Source organism: Corallococcus sp. RDP092CA (assembly GCF_041903675.1).
GTDB lineage: Bacteria > Myxococcota > Myxococcia > Myxococcales > Myxococcaceae > Corallococcus.
Genome location: NZ_JAYESI010000012.1, coordinates 164,316 through 178,905, shown reverse-complemented (window position 1 = coordinate 178,905; position 14,590 = coordinate 164,316). Strand labels below are relative to the sequence as shown.

At 73.2% G+C, this 14,590-nt stretch carries 12 protein-coding genes; 10 read left to right on the top strand and 2 right to left on the bottom strand.

From position 1 onward, the window contains the following. Positions 1-3: 3 nt before the first annotated feature. Positions 4-4,965, bottom strand: a complete 4,962-nt coding sequence (locus U8525_RS15890; protein WP_374266437.1) for an ATP-binding protein — start codon at positions 4,963-4,965, stop codon at positions 4-6. A gap of 463 nt (positions 4,966-5,428) precedes the next feature. Between U8525_RS15890 and U8525_RS15885 the strand changes: the two genes are divergently transcribed. The 4 genes from U8525_RS15885 (at position 5,429) to U8525_RS15870 (ending at position 8,610) form a co-directional block, all read left to right on the top strand. Beyond that, positions 5,429-6,409 (top strand): fumarylacetoacetate hydrolase family protein, encoded by a 981-nt coding sequence (locus tag U8525_RS15885; RefSeq protein ID WP_374266435.1) that lies wholly within the window; start codon positions 5,429-5,431, stop codon positions 6,407-6,409. Further along, positions 6,406-7,065 (top strand): maleylacetoacetate isomerase, encoded by a 660-nt coding sequence (gene maiA, locus U8525_RS15880; protein ID WP_374266433.1) that lies wholly within the window; start codon positions 6,406-6,408, stop codon positions 7,063-7,065. Before U8525_RS15885 ends, maiA begins: the two co-directional genes overlap by 4 nt. A gap of 37 nt (positions 7,066-7,102) precedes the next feature. Then, positions 7,103-8,266, top strand: a complete 1,164-nt coding sequence (gene hppD / locus U8525_RS15875) for a 4-hydroxyphenylpyruvate dioxygenase (protein ID WP_374266431.1) — start codon at positions 7,103-7,105, stop codon at positions 8,264-8,266. A 101-nt stretch (positions 8,267-8,367) separates the two neighbouring features. Continuing rightward, on the top strand, positions 8,368-8,610 hold the full coding sequence (locus U8525_RS15870; RefSeq protein ID WP_374266429.1) for a hypothetical protein: 243 nt from the start codon (positions 8,368-8,370) through the stop codon (positions 8,608-8,610). A 51-nt stretch (positions 8,611-8,661) separates the two neighbouring features. On the opposite strand, the gene U8525_RS15865 is transcribed toward U8525_RS15870, so the two are convergent. Next, positions 8,662-9,045, bottom strand: coding sequence for a hypothetical protein (locus tag U8525_RS15865; RefSeq protein WP_374266427.1), 384 nt, complete (start codon positions 9,043-9,045; stop codon positions 8,662-8,664). Between the two features lie 164 nt (positions 9,046-9,209). Here U8525_RS15865 and U8525_RS15860 point away from each other — a divergent pair, with 164 nt between their 5' ends. From U8525_RS15860 to U8525_RS15835, 6 genes are all read left to right on the top strand, one after another. Continuing rightward, on the top strand, positions 9,210-9,731 hold the full coding sequence (locus U8525_RS15860; protein WP_374266425.1) for an RNA polymerase sigma factor: 522 nt from the start codon (positions 9,210-9,212) through the stop codon (positions 9,729-9,731). Then, entirely contained in the window at positions 9,718-10,476 is a 759-nt protein-coding gene (locus tag U8525_RS15855; RefSeq protein ID WP_374266423.1) for an anti-sigma factor, read from the top strand. The genes U8525_RS15860 and U8525_RS15855 overlap by 14 nt, the downstream gene beginning before the upstream one ends. A gap of 48 nt (positions 10,477-10,524) precedes the next feature. Next, positions 10,525-11,727 (top strand): cytochrome c biogenesis protein CcdA, encoded by a 1,203-nt coding sequence (locus U8525_RS15850; RefSeq protein ID WP_374266421.1) that lies wholly within the window; start codon positions 10,525-10,527, stop codon positions 11,725-11,727. A gap of 125 nt (positions 11,728-11,852) precedes the next feature. After that, positions 11,853-12,194: a rhodanese-like domain-containing protein gene (locus U8525_RS15845; RefSeq protein ID WP_374266419.1), complete on the top strand. Its 342-nt coding sequence runs from the start codon at positions 11,853-11,855 to the stop codon at positions 12,192-12,194. 86 nt (positions 12,195-12,280) lie between these two features. Continuing rightward, positions 12,281-13,897: a bifunctional UDP-sugar hydrolase/5'-nucleotidase gene (locus tag U8525_RS15840; protein WP_374266417.1), complete on the top strand. Its 1,617-nt coding sequence runs from the start codon at positions 12,281-12,283 to the stop codon at positions 13,895-13,897. Positions 13,898-13,999: 102 nt separating this feature from the next. Then, a complete protein-coding gene (locus U8525_RS15835) occupies positions 14,000-14,461 on the top strand; it encodes a DsrE family protein (RefSeq protein ID WP_374266415.1) in 462 nt (153 codons plus the stop codon). The last annotated feature ends 129 nt before the right edge of the window (positions 14,462-14,590 follow it).

The following is a 14,590-nucleotide window of genomic DNA, read 5'->3' as shown; positions in this document are numbered from 1 at the left end:
GGGTCAGTGCACCGGCGAGCCGGAGCGGGGCAGGGTGACGGTGAAGGTGGAGCCCTGCTCGGGGGCGCTGGCGACCTCGATGTTGCCGCCCAGCGCCTGGACGATCTCCCGGACGATCCACAGCCCCAGCCCGAAGCCGCCGTAGTGGCGCACGGACACCGCGCGCTCGAAGCGCTCGAAGATGCGCGCCCGGTCCTCCTCCGCGATGCCGATGCCGTGGTCGCGCACCTCCAGCCGCACGCGCGTCGCGTCGCCGTCCAGCGTCACCTCCACGGGCCGGCCCGCGCCGTACTTCATGGCGTTGGTCAGCAGGTTGCCCACCACCTGCTCCAGCCGGAGCGCGTCCCAGTGGCCCACGAGGCGGGGCTCGCTGACATGGACGCGCACCTCGCACTCCGCGCGGGCCAGGGCCTCGCGGTGGCGCTCCAGCTGGCCGCGCACCAGCGCCACCAGGTCCACGTCCTCGCGCTTGATGTGCAGCTGTCCCTGCGCGATGCGGGAGATGTCCAGCAGGTCGTTGACCAGCTTCCCCAGCCGCTGCGTCTGCGCGAAGGCGGACTCCAGCTTCGCGGTCAGCTTCTCCGGCGGCAGGGGCGCGCCCCTCGCCTGGGCCTGGAGCCCCTGGATGTGCAGCTGGAGCGACGTGAGCGGCGTCTTCAGCTCGTGCGCGGCGATGGAGAGGAAGTCGTCGCGGCGGCGCACCGCCTCCTGCTCCTCGCGGTAGAGGCGGCCCTGCTCCTCGGAGAGGGCGTTGACGCGCTCGAAGTTCTCCGCGTTCTCCAGCGCCGTGCCCGCGAGCACCGCCACGAAGGACGCGAGGCGCTCCTCGTCCTCGCCGAACAGCGCGCCCACCTTGCGGTGGCTGGCCACCACGCACGCCACCGTCGTGCCGCGCACCTGGAGCGGCGCGCACAGGAGCGAGCGCACGCCGAGCAGCTCCAGGCTCTCGCTGATGCCGCCGGGCAGCCCCTGGCCCAGCACGGTGATGTGGCCCGTCTCCAGCGCGCGCGCGAGCGCGGTGCGGCTGAGGCCCTGGTCCTTCACGTCCTCCTCGGACAGCACCGCGCGCGGGTCCACCACGGCGCAGCGCTCCGCGCGCAGGAGCTCCTGCATGGACTGGCGCGCGGTCTCGAAGACGGCCTCGCGCGACAGGGCGGCGGCGAGCCGGCGCCCCACCTCCAGCACGCGCGGGAAGCGGTCCACCAGCGACAGCGTCTCCACGCCGGCCGGGGCCTGCGCCGCCTCCGGGTGCAGGCCGTCCTCCATGGCCTCCAGCTCGCGCGCGGCGGTCTCCAGGTCGCGCGCGGCGCCGGGCCAGCCCAGCGCCCGGCCCACCTCGCCGCGGGCCTGGAGCGTCAGCGCGCGCTCCTGGCGCATCTCCAGCAGCTCGGCCACGCGCAGGGACTCATCCAGGTGCTTGCGGGACCGCGAGGGCCGGCCGCGCAGCGCGCACATCAGGCCGCGCTCGCGCAGGGCGTGGGGCAGGTTGTTGCGGTAGGTGCGCGCGACGGCGTGGGCGCGCCTCGCCACGCCGTCCGCCTCCTTCAGCAGCCGGTCGCGCTGCCGGGGGTTGAGGGGGCTGGCCTGCTGGGCCAGGCGCCTGCGCGCGGTGGCGAGCCACGGGGTGATGGGGGCCACGTACTCCTGGCGCAGGTGCGCCTCCTCCACCACGTGCTCCGCGCGCTCCAGCACCTCCGCGGCGCGCGCCGGCTCGTCCTCGCGCAGCAGGCGCAGCGCCTGCGCCTGGAGCACGCCCGCGAAGGACTGCGGGTCGGTGGCGGTGGGCGCCGCCAGCTCCGTCTCCAGGAGCGCCGCGGGGATGCGGCCCCCGGTGGACTTGGCCCACGCCTCCAGCCCCAGGCGCAGCGAGTACCGGTCCCCCAGCGCGAGCGCCGCCGCGTGCAGCCTCTGGCTCACCGCCGCGGCCTCCTTCAGGCGGCCCAGCCGGTAGAGCGACATGGCGATTTGAAAGGTGGCGTTGTTCACCTCCCACGGGTCGCCGGTGCGCTCCAGCAGGCGCACCGCCTCGCGGCACTTCTCGATGCATTCCCTGAAGCGCGACGAGGCGTAGAGGGCCAGGCCATAGAAGTGCAGCGACTGGCCCTGCCCCCACACGTCCCCCAGCTGCTGGCGCAGGGCCAGGGACTTCTCCGCGTAGGCGTACGCGCGCTGGAACCAGGGCAGGGTGGTGAGCGCGGGCGAGTGCGCGGAGTACGCCTGCGCCAGCTCCGGCGTGGGCGGGTAGCGCTCCGCCAGGTTCATGTCGCGCAGGTGCGCCCACAGCACCGCGGCGCGGCCCCGCTGGTACCAGTAGCCATACGCGAGCCGGCTGTAGAGGTTGACCGCGAGCAGGTCCTCCTCGCCCCGCGCCAGGGACCTGCGGCCCAGCCACAGGCGCGGCGCCGCGGTGTGCGCTGCCTGCGTGAGGATCTCCCACGCGGCGCTGGCGCCGGTGGTGAGCGCGCCGGGCGGCACCCAGCGGCCCAGCAGCTTCAGGCCCTGCTCCAGGTAGGCGTTGGCCTGCACCGTCTGGCCGCGCTTGAAGGCGAGCTCGCCCAGGTGGCCCAGCGTGCGGCCCTGCTCCAGCCGGTCGTGCGCCAGGGCCTGCGCGGCCTCCAGCTGCCGCTGCGCCTCGTCGTAGCGGCCGCGCATCATCAAGGCGGTGCCCAGCCCGGACGCGATGCGGTAGCGGGTGCGGGCGTCCGCGGCGGCCGCGCCGCGCTCGGCGATGCGGTAGTTCACCTCCGCGGAGTCCAGCGAGAAGCGCTGGCGCGCCTGCTCCGCGGCCACCAGCGCGTAGGGCAGGGCCTGGGCGGGCTCGCCCGCCGCGTCGAAGTGGTAGGCCAGCTCGAACGGGTCGGTGGGCACGGCCTGCTGCGCGGCGCGCGCGGCCAGCCGGTGCAGCTCCCGGCGCTCCTCCGGCGAGAGCAGGTCCAGCAGCACCTCGCGCAGCTTGTCGTGCACGAAGGTGGAGCGCGTGCCCTCCGTCCACAGCATGTGCCGGCGGCGCGGCGGCTCCAGCGCGGTGGTGACGGCCTCCAGCGGCGTGCCGGACAGGGCCGCCACCGCCTTCGCGTCGAAGGACTTGCCCAGCACGGCGCCCACGCTGAGCACGTGCAGGGACTCCGGCGGCAGCAGGCGCAGGCGCCGCACCAGGAAGGTGGCCGCCTGCCGCGACGAGCGCGCGTGCGCCATGGCCTCCGGCTGCACCCGCCAGCCGTCCGGGCCGGGCATGAGGACGCCGTCCTCCACCAGCCCGTGCAGCACCGCGGAGGCCATGAACGGGTTGCCCTCCGCCAGCCGCGTCACCTGCTCCACGGCCTCCGGCGGCAGCACGCCGGCCATGGACTCCGCCAGCAGCGCCACCTCCGCCGCGCCGAAGGCGGACAGCTTCAGGTGCGCGCTCGGCGCCAGCCGCCTCAGCGCGTGGTCCGCGTGGAGGTCCTCGCTGCGGAAGGACACGATGAGCAGCAGCCGCCCGTCCCCGGCGCGGCGGCCCTGCGACCACGCCTCCAGCGCGCGCAGCGTGAGCGTGTCCGCCCACTGGCAGTCCTCCAGCACCACCACCGCGGGCGCGTCCGGCGTGCCCAGCACGCTCAGCAGCGCGGTGAGGCTCCAGGCGCTGCGGCTCTCGCTCAGGGACTCCGGCCCCAGCCCCTGGGACTGCGGCGGCCGCGCGCCGGGGAAGAACACCTCCGTGAGCGTGGGCAGCACCGTGCACAGGCCGGCCTCCTGGCCCGCGAGCCGCTCGCGCAGCAGCGCTCCCAGCGCGGGCTCCTGGCGCGCGGCGGCGGCGATGCCCTCCGCCACGCCCGCGAAGAGCTGGAAGGGGCGCTGCGCGGCCTGGTCCTGCGCCTGGCCTCGCAGCACCCACGCGCGCTGGCTCGCGGCCCGGGCGGAGAACTCTCCCAGCAGCCGGCTCTTGCCGCCGCCGGACTCGCCCTCCACCACCACGGCGCGCGAGCCGTCCTCGCGCACGTGCTCCAGCTCGCGCTCCAGCGCCACCAGCTCCTCGCGGCGGCCCACGAAGGACGGTTCGGTGAGGCTCTGCCGGTGGTCGTGCGCGCCGGTGACGAGCGCGGGCTCCGACTCGCCCCGGGCCAGCGCGGCCTCCAGCGCGTCCAGGTCCGCGAGCGCGGCGTCCGCGGACTGGTAGCGGTCGCGCGGGTCGGTCTGGCTCAGGCGGGAGATGAGCTCCTCCATCGCCAGCGGCACCTCCACGCCCAGCACCCTCAGGCGCGGGCGTGAGTCGAGGTGCAGGCGCAGCACCTCGCCCACGGTCGCGCCCTCCAGCGCGGGCCGGCCCGACAGCGCCTCGAAGAGCACCAGGCCCACGGCGTACAGGTCCGACGGCGCCTCCACCGGCTGGTTGATGAGCCCCGCCTGCTCCGGCGCCAGGTAGCGCGCGGTGCCCACGGGCAGGTCTCGCAGCGACGGGTCCAGCCGCTCGCTGCGCGACAGCCCGAAGTCGGTGAGCCACGCGGCGGACAGCGGCTGGTCCCGCACCAGGATGTTGGAGGGCTTCACGTCGCGGTGGAGGACGCCCTCGCGGTGCGCCTCCGCGAGCGCCTTCAGCAGGCGCTGACCCAGCATGAGGGCCTCCGGCAGGGACAGGGGGCCGCGCCGCAGGCGCGCCTCCAGCGTCTCCCCGTCCACCCACGGCGTGACGAGGTAGAACAGGTCGGCCGAGGTGCCCAGGTCGCGCACGGGCACGAGCGCGGGGCCGCGCAGCCGCGACAGCACCTCCGCCTCGTGCTCCAGCCGGTGGCGGGCCGTGGGGACGAACGAGGACAGCGGGGCCACCTTCACGAGCACGGGCTCGTGCGTGAGCAGGTCCAGCCCCTGCCAGGTGGAGATGCCCCGGCCGGCCTTCACCCGCCGGCGCAGCTCGTAGCGGTTGCCCAGCCGCTGGCCCGGGTGTGGCTCCCTGGGGGGGTCGCCGGCCTGTGGGAAGCCTTGCGCCATTCAGTGCCCTCACGAGCCCCCGGCCATGCCGCTCCGGCGGCGCGGTCGGCCGGACGCCCCTCTTCCTCAAGCTGGGTTGCCGCCCGGGTCCCTGCCAGGGGGGAGCAGCCCACGCCGTGCGTGCACTGCTCGGGGTTTGAACAGTCGGCGCGCGCCCGCTTCCCAACCCTGTCCCCCGGTGCCCCCCGCCCGTTCGTGGGCCGGGCGACCCGCCGTGCCGCCTGGTGGGTTTCCACCATGTCTCCGGGGCTGGGGAGGGCCGCGCTTCGTCCTGGATCCGACAGCCGGGCGCTGGAGCCGACAGCCAGGCGAATGCGTGCGGCCAGGAGCGTTGCTGGAGCGAGGGGGGATGCCGCGCCGCGTTCAACGGGCGTGCTTGACTCCCCTGGTGGCCCGTCGGAAAAGCCCGTCGGGTCAGGCGGCCTCCCCTTCCTCCCCCACAGGCCGCCGAGGGAGCGCGGAATTGAAGCTCGCGACGCTCAAGGACGGAACTCGCGACGGGCGGCTCATCGTCGTCAAGCGGGACAACTCCGCCTACGCGCTGGCCACGAACGTGGCCCTCACGCTGCAAGCGGCCCTGGATGACTGGGACCAGAAGGAGCCGCAGCTGCGTGCGCTGGCGCAGCAGCTGGAGGCGGGCGCGGTGCAGAGCCGCCCGCTGGACGTGAAGGCGCTGCACGCGCCCCTGCCGCGCGCCTACGAGTGGGTGGACGGCAGCGCGTACATCAACCACGTGGTGCTGGTGCGCAAGGCGCGCAACGCGGAGCCGCCCGCCACGCTGCGCACGGATCCGCTGGTGTACCAGGGCGGCTCCGGCGACTTCCTCGCGCCCACGCAGGACATCCCCCTGCGCGACGAGGCGTGGGGCCTGGACTTCGAGAGCGAGGTCTGCGTCGTGCTGGGCGACACGCCCATGGGCACGAGGGCCGAGGACGCGGACCGGCACATCAAGCTGGTGATGATCGCCAACGACGTGTCCCTGCGGAACCTCATCCCGGAGGAGCTGGCCAAGGGCTTCGGCTTCTTCCAGAGCAAGCCCGCCACCGCCTTCGGCCCCTTCGCGCTGACGCCGGACGAGCTGGGCGAGGCGTGGAGGGAGGGCCGCGTGCACCTGCGCATGCGCAGCACGCTCAACGGCCAGCTCGTGGGGGACACGGACGCGGGCCCGGAGATGCACTTCTCCTTCCGCGACCTCATCCAGCACCTGACGCGCACGCGCGCCTTCACCGCGGGCACCATCCTGGGCAGCGGCACGGTGTCCAACGAGGACCGCGCGCGCGGCATCTCCTGCCTCGCCGAGCGCCGGATGATCGAGACCATCGACGAGGGGAAGCCCAGGACGCCCTTCATGAAGCCCGGGGACACCATCGAGATCGAGATGCTGGACGGCGAGGGGCACAGCCTCTTTGGCCGCATCTGCCAGACGGTGGTGAAGGCGCCATGAGGAACCTGCGGCTCCACGGCTACTGGCGCTCCTCCGCGTCCTGGCGCGTGCGCATCGCGCTGAACTGGAAGGGGCTCCCCTTCGAGTACCTGGCGGTGCACCTGCTCAAGGACGGCGGCCAGCAGTTCTCCGCGGACTACCGCGCGGTGAACCCCATGGCCCGCGTGCCCACGCTGGAGTGGACGGAGGCCGACGGGCAGGCGCGCAGGCTGTCCGAGTCCATGGCCATCCTGGAGTATCTGGAGGAGCGCGTGCCCTCGCCCGCCCTCCTGCCCACCGACGCGTACCTCCGCGCCAAGGCGCGCATGCTGGCGCAGATGGTGAATTCCGGCATCCAGCCTTTGCAGAACACCTCGGTGACGCTGCGCATCAAGAACGAGCTGAAGGCGGACGACAAGGCCTGGGCGTCGCACTGGAACGCGCACGGGCTGTCGGCGCTGGAGGCGGCGGTGCAGGCGACGGCGGGGCGTTATTGTGTGGGGGACGCAGTGTCGTTCGCGGACGTGCTGCTCGTTCCCCAGCTCTACGGGGCGCGCCGGTTCGGTGTAGACCTGAGGCCCTATCCCACGCTGCTGCGCATCGAGGCGGCGTGCAACGAACTCCCCGCCTTCCAGGCGGCGCAGCCGGACCGGCAGCCTGACGCGCAGCCGGCGTAGTCACGAACCATCTTCTTCATCACGAGGAGTCAGCGACATGGCCAAGCAGGAATCGCTGGGCATCAAGACCCTGGAGAGCATCCACTGGTACGTGCATGACCTGGAGCGCAGCCGCCAGTTCTACACGAAGGGGTTGGACTTCGCGGAGGTCGCGGTGTCCGGGCCGGAGCTGGATGCGCACGGCAAGCAGAAGTCGGCGCTGTTCCAGGCGGGGGAGATCGCCCTGGTGGTGAGCCAGCCGGTGGGCGAGGGCGGCCGGGCGTGGCGCTATCTGCGCAAGCACCCGGACGGCGTGGGCACGCTGAACTTCGAGGTGGAGGACGTGGAGAAGACGTTCAAGCTGCTGGAGCAGCGGGGCGCCACGTTCATCACGGACATCCAGCGCTTCACGGACGACGCGGGCGGCAAGCTGGCGTTCTTCTCCATCACCACGCCGTTCGGCGACACCACGTTCCGCTTCCTGCAGCGGGACAACTACAAGTCCATCTACCCGGGCTTCCAGGTGCACGCGCAGCCCAAGGGCGGCAAGAACAAGTACGGCTTCGACAAGGTGGACCACGTCACGTCGAACTTCCAGACGATGAAGCCCATGCTCCTGTGGATGGAGCACGTGATGGGCTTCGAGAACTTCTGGCACATCGAGTTCCACACGGAGGACGTGGCGTCGCAGCAGAAGCGCGACCACGGCAGCGGCCTGAAGTCGGAGGTGATGTGGGATCCGAAGAGCGGGGTGAAGTTCGCGAACAACGAGCCCAAGTTCCCGTTCTTCAAGGCCAGCCAGATCAACATCTTCAACGAGGACCACCGCGGTGACGGCGTGCAGCACCTGGCCATCACGGTGAAGGACATCCTGTCCTCGGTGAGGGACATGCGGCAGAACGCGGGCATCCAGTTCATGCCCACGCCGGGCTCGTACTACGACGCGCTGCCGGAGCGCATCCAGCGCATGGGCATCAAGAAGATCGACGAGGACATCAACGTCCTGCGCGACCTGGAGGTGCTCATCGACGGTGACAAGGAGCGCAGCTACATGCTCCAGATCTTCATGAAGGACGCGGCGAGCCTCTACAAGCAGGCGGACGCGGGCCCGTTCTTCTACGAGATCATCCAGCGCAAGGGCGACCAGGGCTTCGGCGGCGGCAACTTCCGCGCCCTCTTCGAGAGCATCGAGCGCGCGCAGAAGGCCGAAGGGCGCGTCTAGCTTCACGCGGTCGCGGCAGGGAGGCCCCACCCCTCGCCCCCTCACGGGCCGCGAGCGGTGGGGTTTCTTCATTCTGGGAATGGCCTATCTTCGTGCCGGCCATGACCCTCCTCGAACCCATCATGCTCGTGGGCGCCGCCGTGGGCGGCGTGACGGGCGCGGTCTGGGGCTTCGGCTCGGGGCTCGGCTGGGCGGCGGCGGGCCTCGTCGGGGGCGTCGTGCTGGGCCCCCTCTGCTTGCTGCTGCTGCTGCTCGTCCTGGCGATGCTGATGACGCTGGTCAAGGACGGGCCTCGCGCGCTGCTGCGCGCGCTGAGAGGGGCACCGCCGGAGGAGCGCCGCTGAGGTGGGGGGCGCCGCGTCTCCGGCGAGCCCGTGGCCGCGCGTCAGGCGGGGTCAGCCGCGCGCGGGAGCCAGCGGGGCGCCGCCGCCGTAGCAGTCCACCCGCTCGGCGGCGCAGACGTCCTTCTGCTCCTGCGTCGAGGCGCCGCGCGCGCAGGCGTTAGAGGCCAGGTCGCACGCGTCCTCGCACGGCGGCGGACGCATGGCCTGCACGGGGTCGCAGCCCCGGAGGCAGTCGTCCAGGTCCTGCCCGCACTGGGCCTGCTGCTCGGGCGTCGTCGCGCTCCGCGTACAGCGGTTGTAGAGGGGGATGCAGATGCGCTCACAGGGCGGAGGGGCCAGGGCCGTCACTTCCTCCTCCTGCGCCTCCTGCTCCACGCCGCCACAGCCCGCGAAGAGGCCCACCGACAGCAACGCCGCAATGAATGACAAGCGCATGGGAGGGTCCTTGAGGTGGTTGCCGTGAAGTGCGGCAATCCCATCCTTGCGCTGTCCATGCCCCTGGGGCGGACGGGGCGGCCCGGGCTTGGGAGGAGAGGAGTTGCGCGGCGGGGTGCGTTGCGCGGGAACTTTTCCCAGCCGCCCCTGTGTCCTGGGGAGACGTGAGCAGCCGGTCCTTCATCGAACGTGCCCTGGAGCACCTGCCAGCCCTGCGACGGGTGGGCCGCCGGCTGACCGGCAGCGCCTCCGAGGCGGATGACCTGGTGCAGGAGACGGTGGCGCGCGCGCTGGAGCGGCGCGACGAGCTGCGAGACCCGGAGCGGCTCAAGGGATGGCTGCTCGCCGTGCAGCGCGCCGTCTTCCTCAACTCCCGGCGCGGCCTGCGCCCCCGGCTGGAGGTGCTGGAGGGCGGTTTGGGGAAGGAGGCCGCTCCCGAGCCCTCCGCGGACCTGGAGGCGGAGCTGCACGCCCACACGCTCAGCTCGGGCATGAAGGCGGCGCTGGAGTCGCTAGCCCCGGAGTGGCGTGATGCGCTGTGGCTGCGCGAAGTCGAAGAGCTGAGTTACGAGGAGATCGCCCGGGTCCAGGGCTGCCCGGTGGGCACCGTGCGCTCGCGCCTGGCGCGGGCCCGGGGGGCGATGCTCGACTTCCTGGAGAAGGAGAAGGCTCATGGAAGCCTGTAGCCCCGCGTGGCAGGAGCGTCTCTCCGCGTGGTTCGATGGGGAGGGCCCGGCGGATGAGCGGCAGACCGTGGAGCAACACCTGACCCGCTGCGTGGGCTGTGCCCGGGAGGTGGCCCGCTATGGCTCGCTGCGCGAGGCGCTGAAGGCCCAGGCCGCCGCTGAGACGCACGTGCCGCCGGAGCTGCGGGCGCGTGTCTCCCGCCTGGCCCCGCGCTCCCGCCCCGCCTTCCGGCGACGGTGGACGGTGGGCCTGGCCGCGGCGGTCGCGTCCGTGGGCATCCTCTGGACGTCGTGGCCCCGCGGCATGAATGACGCGCTGGCGATGGACCTCGAGCGACACCACCTCAAGGCCTTCTCGCGCGCCGCTCCCTGCGAGTTCGAGTCCGCGGACCCGGCCGAGGTGAAGGCCTGGGTGGTGCGGGAGGTGGGCTATGCGGTGGAGGTGCCGGTGGTGCCCGGCGCGAGACTGCTGGGCGCTCGCCGCTGCCGGCTGCATGGGCAGCTCGCCGCCTCGCTGCTGTACCGGCACGAGGGGGGCAAGGCGATGACGCTCTTCCTTCCGCCGCCGGGCTCGCCCGCGGCGCGGGAGGCGGCGAGCTTCGCCGGGGAGGAGACGCGCTGCACGCAGGGCCCCATCGGTGAGCGCATCTGTGTGGCGCCTCGCGGGGGCGGGCAGCCCGCGCTCGCCGTCTCCGAGCTGGAGCAGCCGGTGCTCGTCGACGCCCTGGCCCGCCTGACCCCGTGAGGTCGCGAGGCCGGGAACTTTCGAGGTTCCCGGCCGTGTCCTCGGGGCATGAGCCTCGGCCTCTTCGGCATCTTCCTCGCGGGTCTGCTGACGTTCCTGTCGCCCTGCGTCCTCCCGCTCATCCCGCTCTACCTGTCCTTCCTCGCGGGCGTGTCCCTGTCCCAGCTGCGGGAGGCGGACGGCGGTGCGCGGCGGCCATGGGGCGTGGCGCTGGCGTTCTCGCTCGGGCTCGGCACCGTGTTCGTCGCGCTGGGGATGGCGGCCACCGCCGTGGGCGGGGCGCTCGCGGCGCACCGCGGGGGGCTCCTCCAGTTCGGCGGGCTCGCGCTCTTCCTGCTGGGGCTCAAGCAGCTCGGGCTCATCCAGGTTCCCTGGCTGGAGGGGGAGGCCCGGCCCCTGCTCGGGCGGGTGCGGCGGGGCGGCAGCCTGCTGGGGGCCTTCCTCTTCGGCGCGGCCTTCGCACTGGGGTGGACGCCGTGCATCGGGCCGGTGCTCGGCGCGGTGCTCACCTATACCGCCTCCTCCACGTCGGAGCCCGCCCTGGGGGCGCTCTACCTCGGCACCTATGCCGCGGGCCTGTCCGTTCCGCTGCTGCTCGTGGCCGCCGTCGCGCCGCTGGCGCTGCGGTGGCTGGACCGGGTGAAGCGGCATGTGCGCAAGTTCGAGCTCGCCACGGGGGCGCTGCTCGCCGGGTTGGGCGTGCTGCTGTTCACCGACTCGCTGGGAGTGCTCATGCCGTCGGAGGAGGCGCCCGCCGCGGTGGCCGAGGTCGACGGCTCGGCCTCTCCCTCCACCCCGGCGGAGGCGGCGTGTACCTCCGAAGGGGGCGGCGCGTGCGCGCTCCCGGAGGAGGGCTTCGTGCTGTCCACCCGCGGCCCCTCCGCGCTGTCCCAGCTCGAGCGCCCGACGATGGTGGAGTTCGTGAGCCACGGCTGCCCCGTCTGCCAGCGGATGGAGCCCGTGGTCGCCCTGGCCGAGCACCATTGCGCGGGCCAGGGCGTCGGCGTCCTCCGCGTCGATGTCGGGACGACCGAGGGGCGGCAGGCCGCCGCCCGCCACGGCATCCGCGGCGTCCCCACGTTCCTCTTCCTCGATAGCGTTGGCCAGGAGGTGACGCGCCGGGTGGGCGAGCAGTCCCTGACGTCCATTCGCGAGGGCCTGGAGTCCATCGCGGGGACCCGCTGCGCCGGGCTCCTCCCTCCGGGGGCCTCCGGTCTCCCGTCAGCGGGCGACGACGGCTCGGGCTCCTGACCGAACCGCCGCGGAGCGCCTCGCGCGAGGCGGGGGCGAATCCTCTTGCCGCCTTGGGGGCTCTCACCCGCTGTACCGCATTTCCCCAGGGGCCAGCGGCCGCTGGGCCCGGTTGGAGCCACTCCGTGAGGTCCTTTCTCGCCGCCGCTGTCCTGTTCGCCGGGCTGTTCCTCGTCTCCTGTGTGCACGGGCGCTCCGTCGGAGCCGAGGCCCACCAGCGGGTGGCGGCAGGCGCGACCCTGGTGGATGTCCGCACGCCGGAGGAGTTCGCCGCCGGGCACCTTCCCGGCGCGGTGAACATCCCCGTGGAGGAGCTGCCCCGGCGGCTCGCCGAGCTCGGCTCGCCGGAGAAGCCCTTCGTCATCTACTGCCGCAGTGGCGCGCGCAGCAGCCGCGCCGAGCACCTCCTGAGGGAGCGTGGCTTCCAGGACGTCTTCAACCTCGGCCCCATGTCGGCCTGGGAGTGACGGGGGGCGCGGGCTCGCGCCGCGGGAACTTCGCGCGGCGCGCCTCGTGTCCCCTCCGCTGTCCCTCCCAATCAAGGTGCTCCACGATGATGCGTCTCCTCTCCCTGTTCGGCGCGCTGTTCGCGCTGGGCGGCCTGGGCTCCGGCTGTACCCTGGCGCGACCGGGCTCCCTCACCCCGCGGGCCGCCAGCGGTTCCGCGCCCCAGCGCAAGCAGCTCACCGTCCTCTACGTGGCGGACCTGCACGCGCAGCTGCGCGCCCACCCCGAGCTGTTCTGGCGCGAGGGGAAGGAGCGCATCGAAGAGGCTGGCGGCTTCGCCCGCGTGGCCGCCGCCATCCAGCGGATTCGCGCCGAGCGCGGCGGTGACGTGCTGGTGCTCGATGGCGGAGACACCCTTCAGGGCTCGGGCGCGGCGGCCCTCACCGAGGGCGGCGTCCTCATCGAGCCGCTCAATGCGCTCGGGCTGGACGCCGCGGTGCCTGGCAACTGGGAGGTGGTGTACGGCCCCAGGGTGCTGCGCCAGCGCGCTCGCGAGCTGAGGCATCCGCTCCTCGCCGCCAACCTGCGCGATGCGGCGAGCGGTGAGCGCCTCTTCCCGCCGTACTTCGTGAAGGAGGTGGGCGGGGTGAAGGTGGCTGTCGTCGGCTTCACGGACCCGGACGTCCCGCGCCGCCAGCCTCCCGGCTACAGCCAGGGCCTGCGCTATGACGGCCCGGAGGCGCTGCCGGCGCTCGTGCGCGAGGTGCGCGAGCGCGAGGGGGCCCAGGTGGTGCTGTTGATGACGCACGTGGGGCTCGCCAAGGCGGTGGGCCTCGCCGCCAGGGTGCCCGGGGTGGACGTCCACCTGTCGGGGGACACGCACGAGCGCACCTATGCGCCGATAGCGCGGACCGGGAGCTGGGTGGTGGAGCCCGGTGCCTTCGGCTCCTTCCTTGGACGGCTGGACCTGTGGGTGGAGGAGGGGCGGGTGGTGGAGCGCCGCTGGGAGCTCATCGAGCTGACCGCCTCGCGCTTCCCCGAGGACCCGGAGGTGGCCCGGCTGGTGGACGCCGCCCTCGCCCCATACGAGGCGAAGCTGGCCGCGCCGGTGGGCCACACCGACGTCGCGCTCGCGCGCTACGCGGTGGTGGAGAACCCGCTCGACAACGTGCTGGCCGACGCCATCCGCGCCGCCGGGGGGACGGAGATCGGCCTCTCCAACGGCTTCCGCTTCGGCACGCCGCTGCTGCCCGGGCCGTTGCGCGAGGCGGACCTGTGGAACCTCTTCCCCATCGTCAACAAGCTGAAGACGGGCAAGGTGAGCGGCCGGCAGCTTCGCGCCTTCTGGGAGCAGGAGCTGGAGAACGTCTTCGCGAAGGACCCGGAGGAGCGCTTCGGGGGGTGGCTGCCGCGTCCCTCGGGGATGACGCTGCGCTTCCGGGCCCACGCGCCCCGGGGCGAGCGCCTGCTGGCCCTCGAGGTCGGCGGCCAGCCCGTGGAGGACGACCGCCTCTACACCGTGACGGCCTGCGAGCGCGAGGGCGATGCCCCGGACATGGTGTGCCGGATTCCCGACGTCCAGGAGCCGCGTGTCCTGGACCTGGACGCGCACGAGGCGGTGCGCCGTTTCCTCGCCAGCGAGCCGCGCCTGGACGACGCGCTGCAAGGGCGCGTCGTGGGCGAGGACCTCCCGCCCGTGCTGCGGACCCAGCAGGTGCAGTGAGCCTCGTCCCGGCCAGCCCCGGAGCGCGAGAACCCCAGCTCGGGCTCCTCGTGTCCTCCCAGATGAAGAGTCCCCCCTCAACCTCGCAGTGGAGCTCCTCGAATGAATCGCAACCTGCTGCTCGTCCTCGCCGCGCTCGTCATCGTCCCTCTCGCCGCCGTCGCCACGGCGCCGTCGCAGGCCGTCGAGAAGAAGCCGCCCGCGCGCCAGGGCAAGCTCGTCTTCGTCTCCACCACGGGCCTGGAGGACCTCGGCACCCTCTCCAGCTCCTTCCGGCACGCGAAGACGGCCAGGGAGTCCGGCTACCTCTCGGACGTGGTGTGGCTGAGCTATGGCCGCGCGGTGGTGGCGTTGGACCCGACGGTGAAGGCCGTTCCGGAGGCGGTCCGCAAGGAGGCCCAGGCCGCGAAGGCCGCGGGCGTCCGGCTGGTGGCGTGCGGCCACGCGCTCGCGAAGTTCGACATTGATCCGAAGAAGCTCCAGCCGGAGGCGGAGGTGGTGGACAACGGCGTGGCGGAGCTGTCGCGCCTGGTGGCCGAGGGCTATCAGGTCATCCGCTACTAGAGGGCCTCCTCCGTCCCAGGGGGAGGGGGAGGAGAAGGCGGCCCCTGCTGTCCGCCGTCCGTGGCGCGACCTCCGGGGCCACGCCCCTCGCCCCCATGAGACAGTTCGGCGTGTCCCTTCAGCATCGGC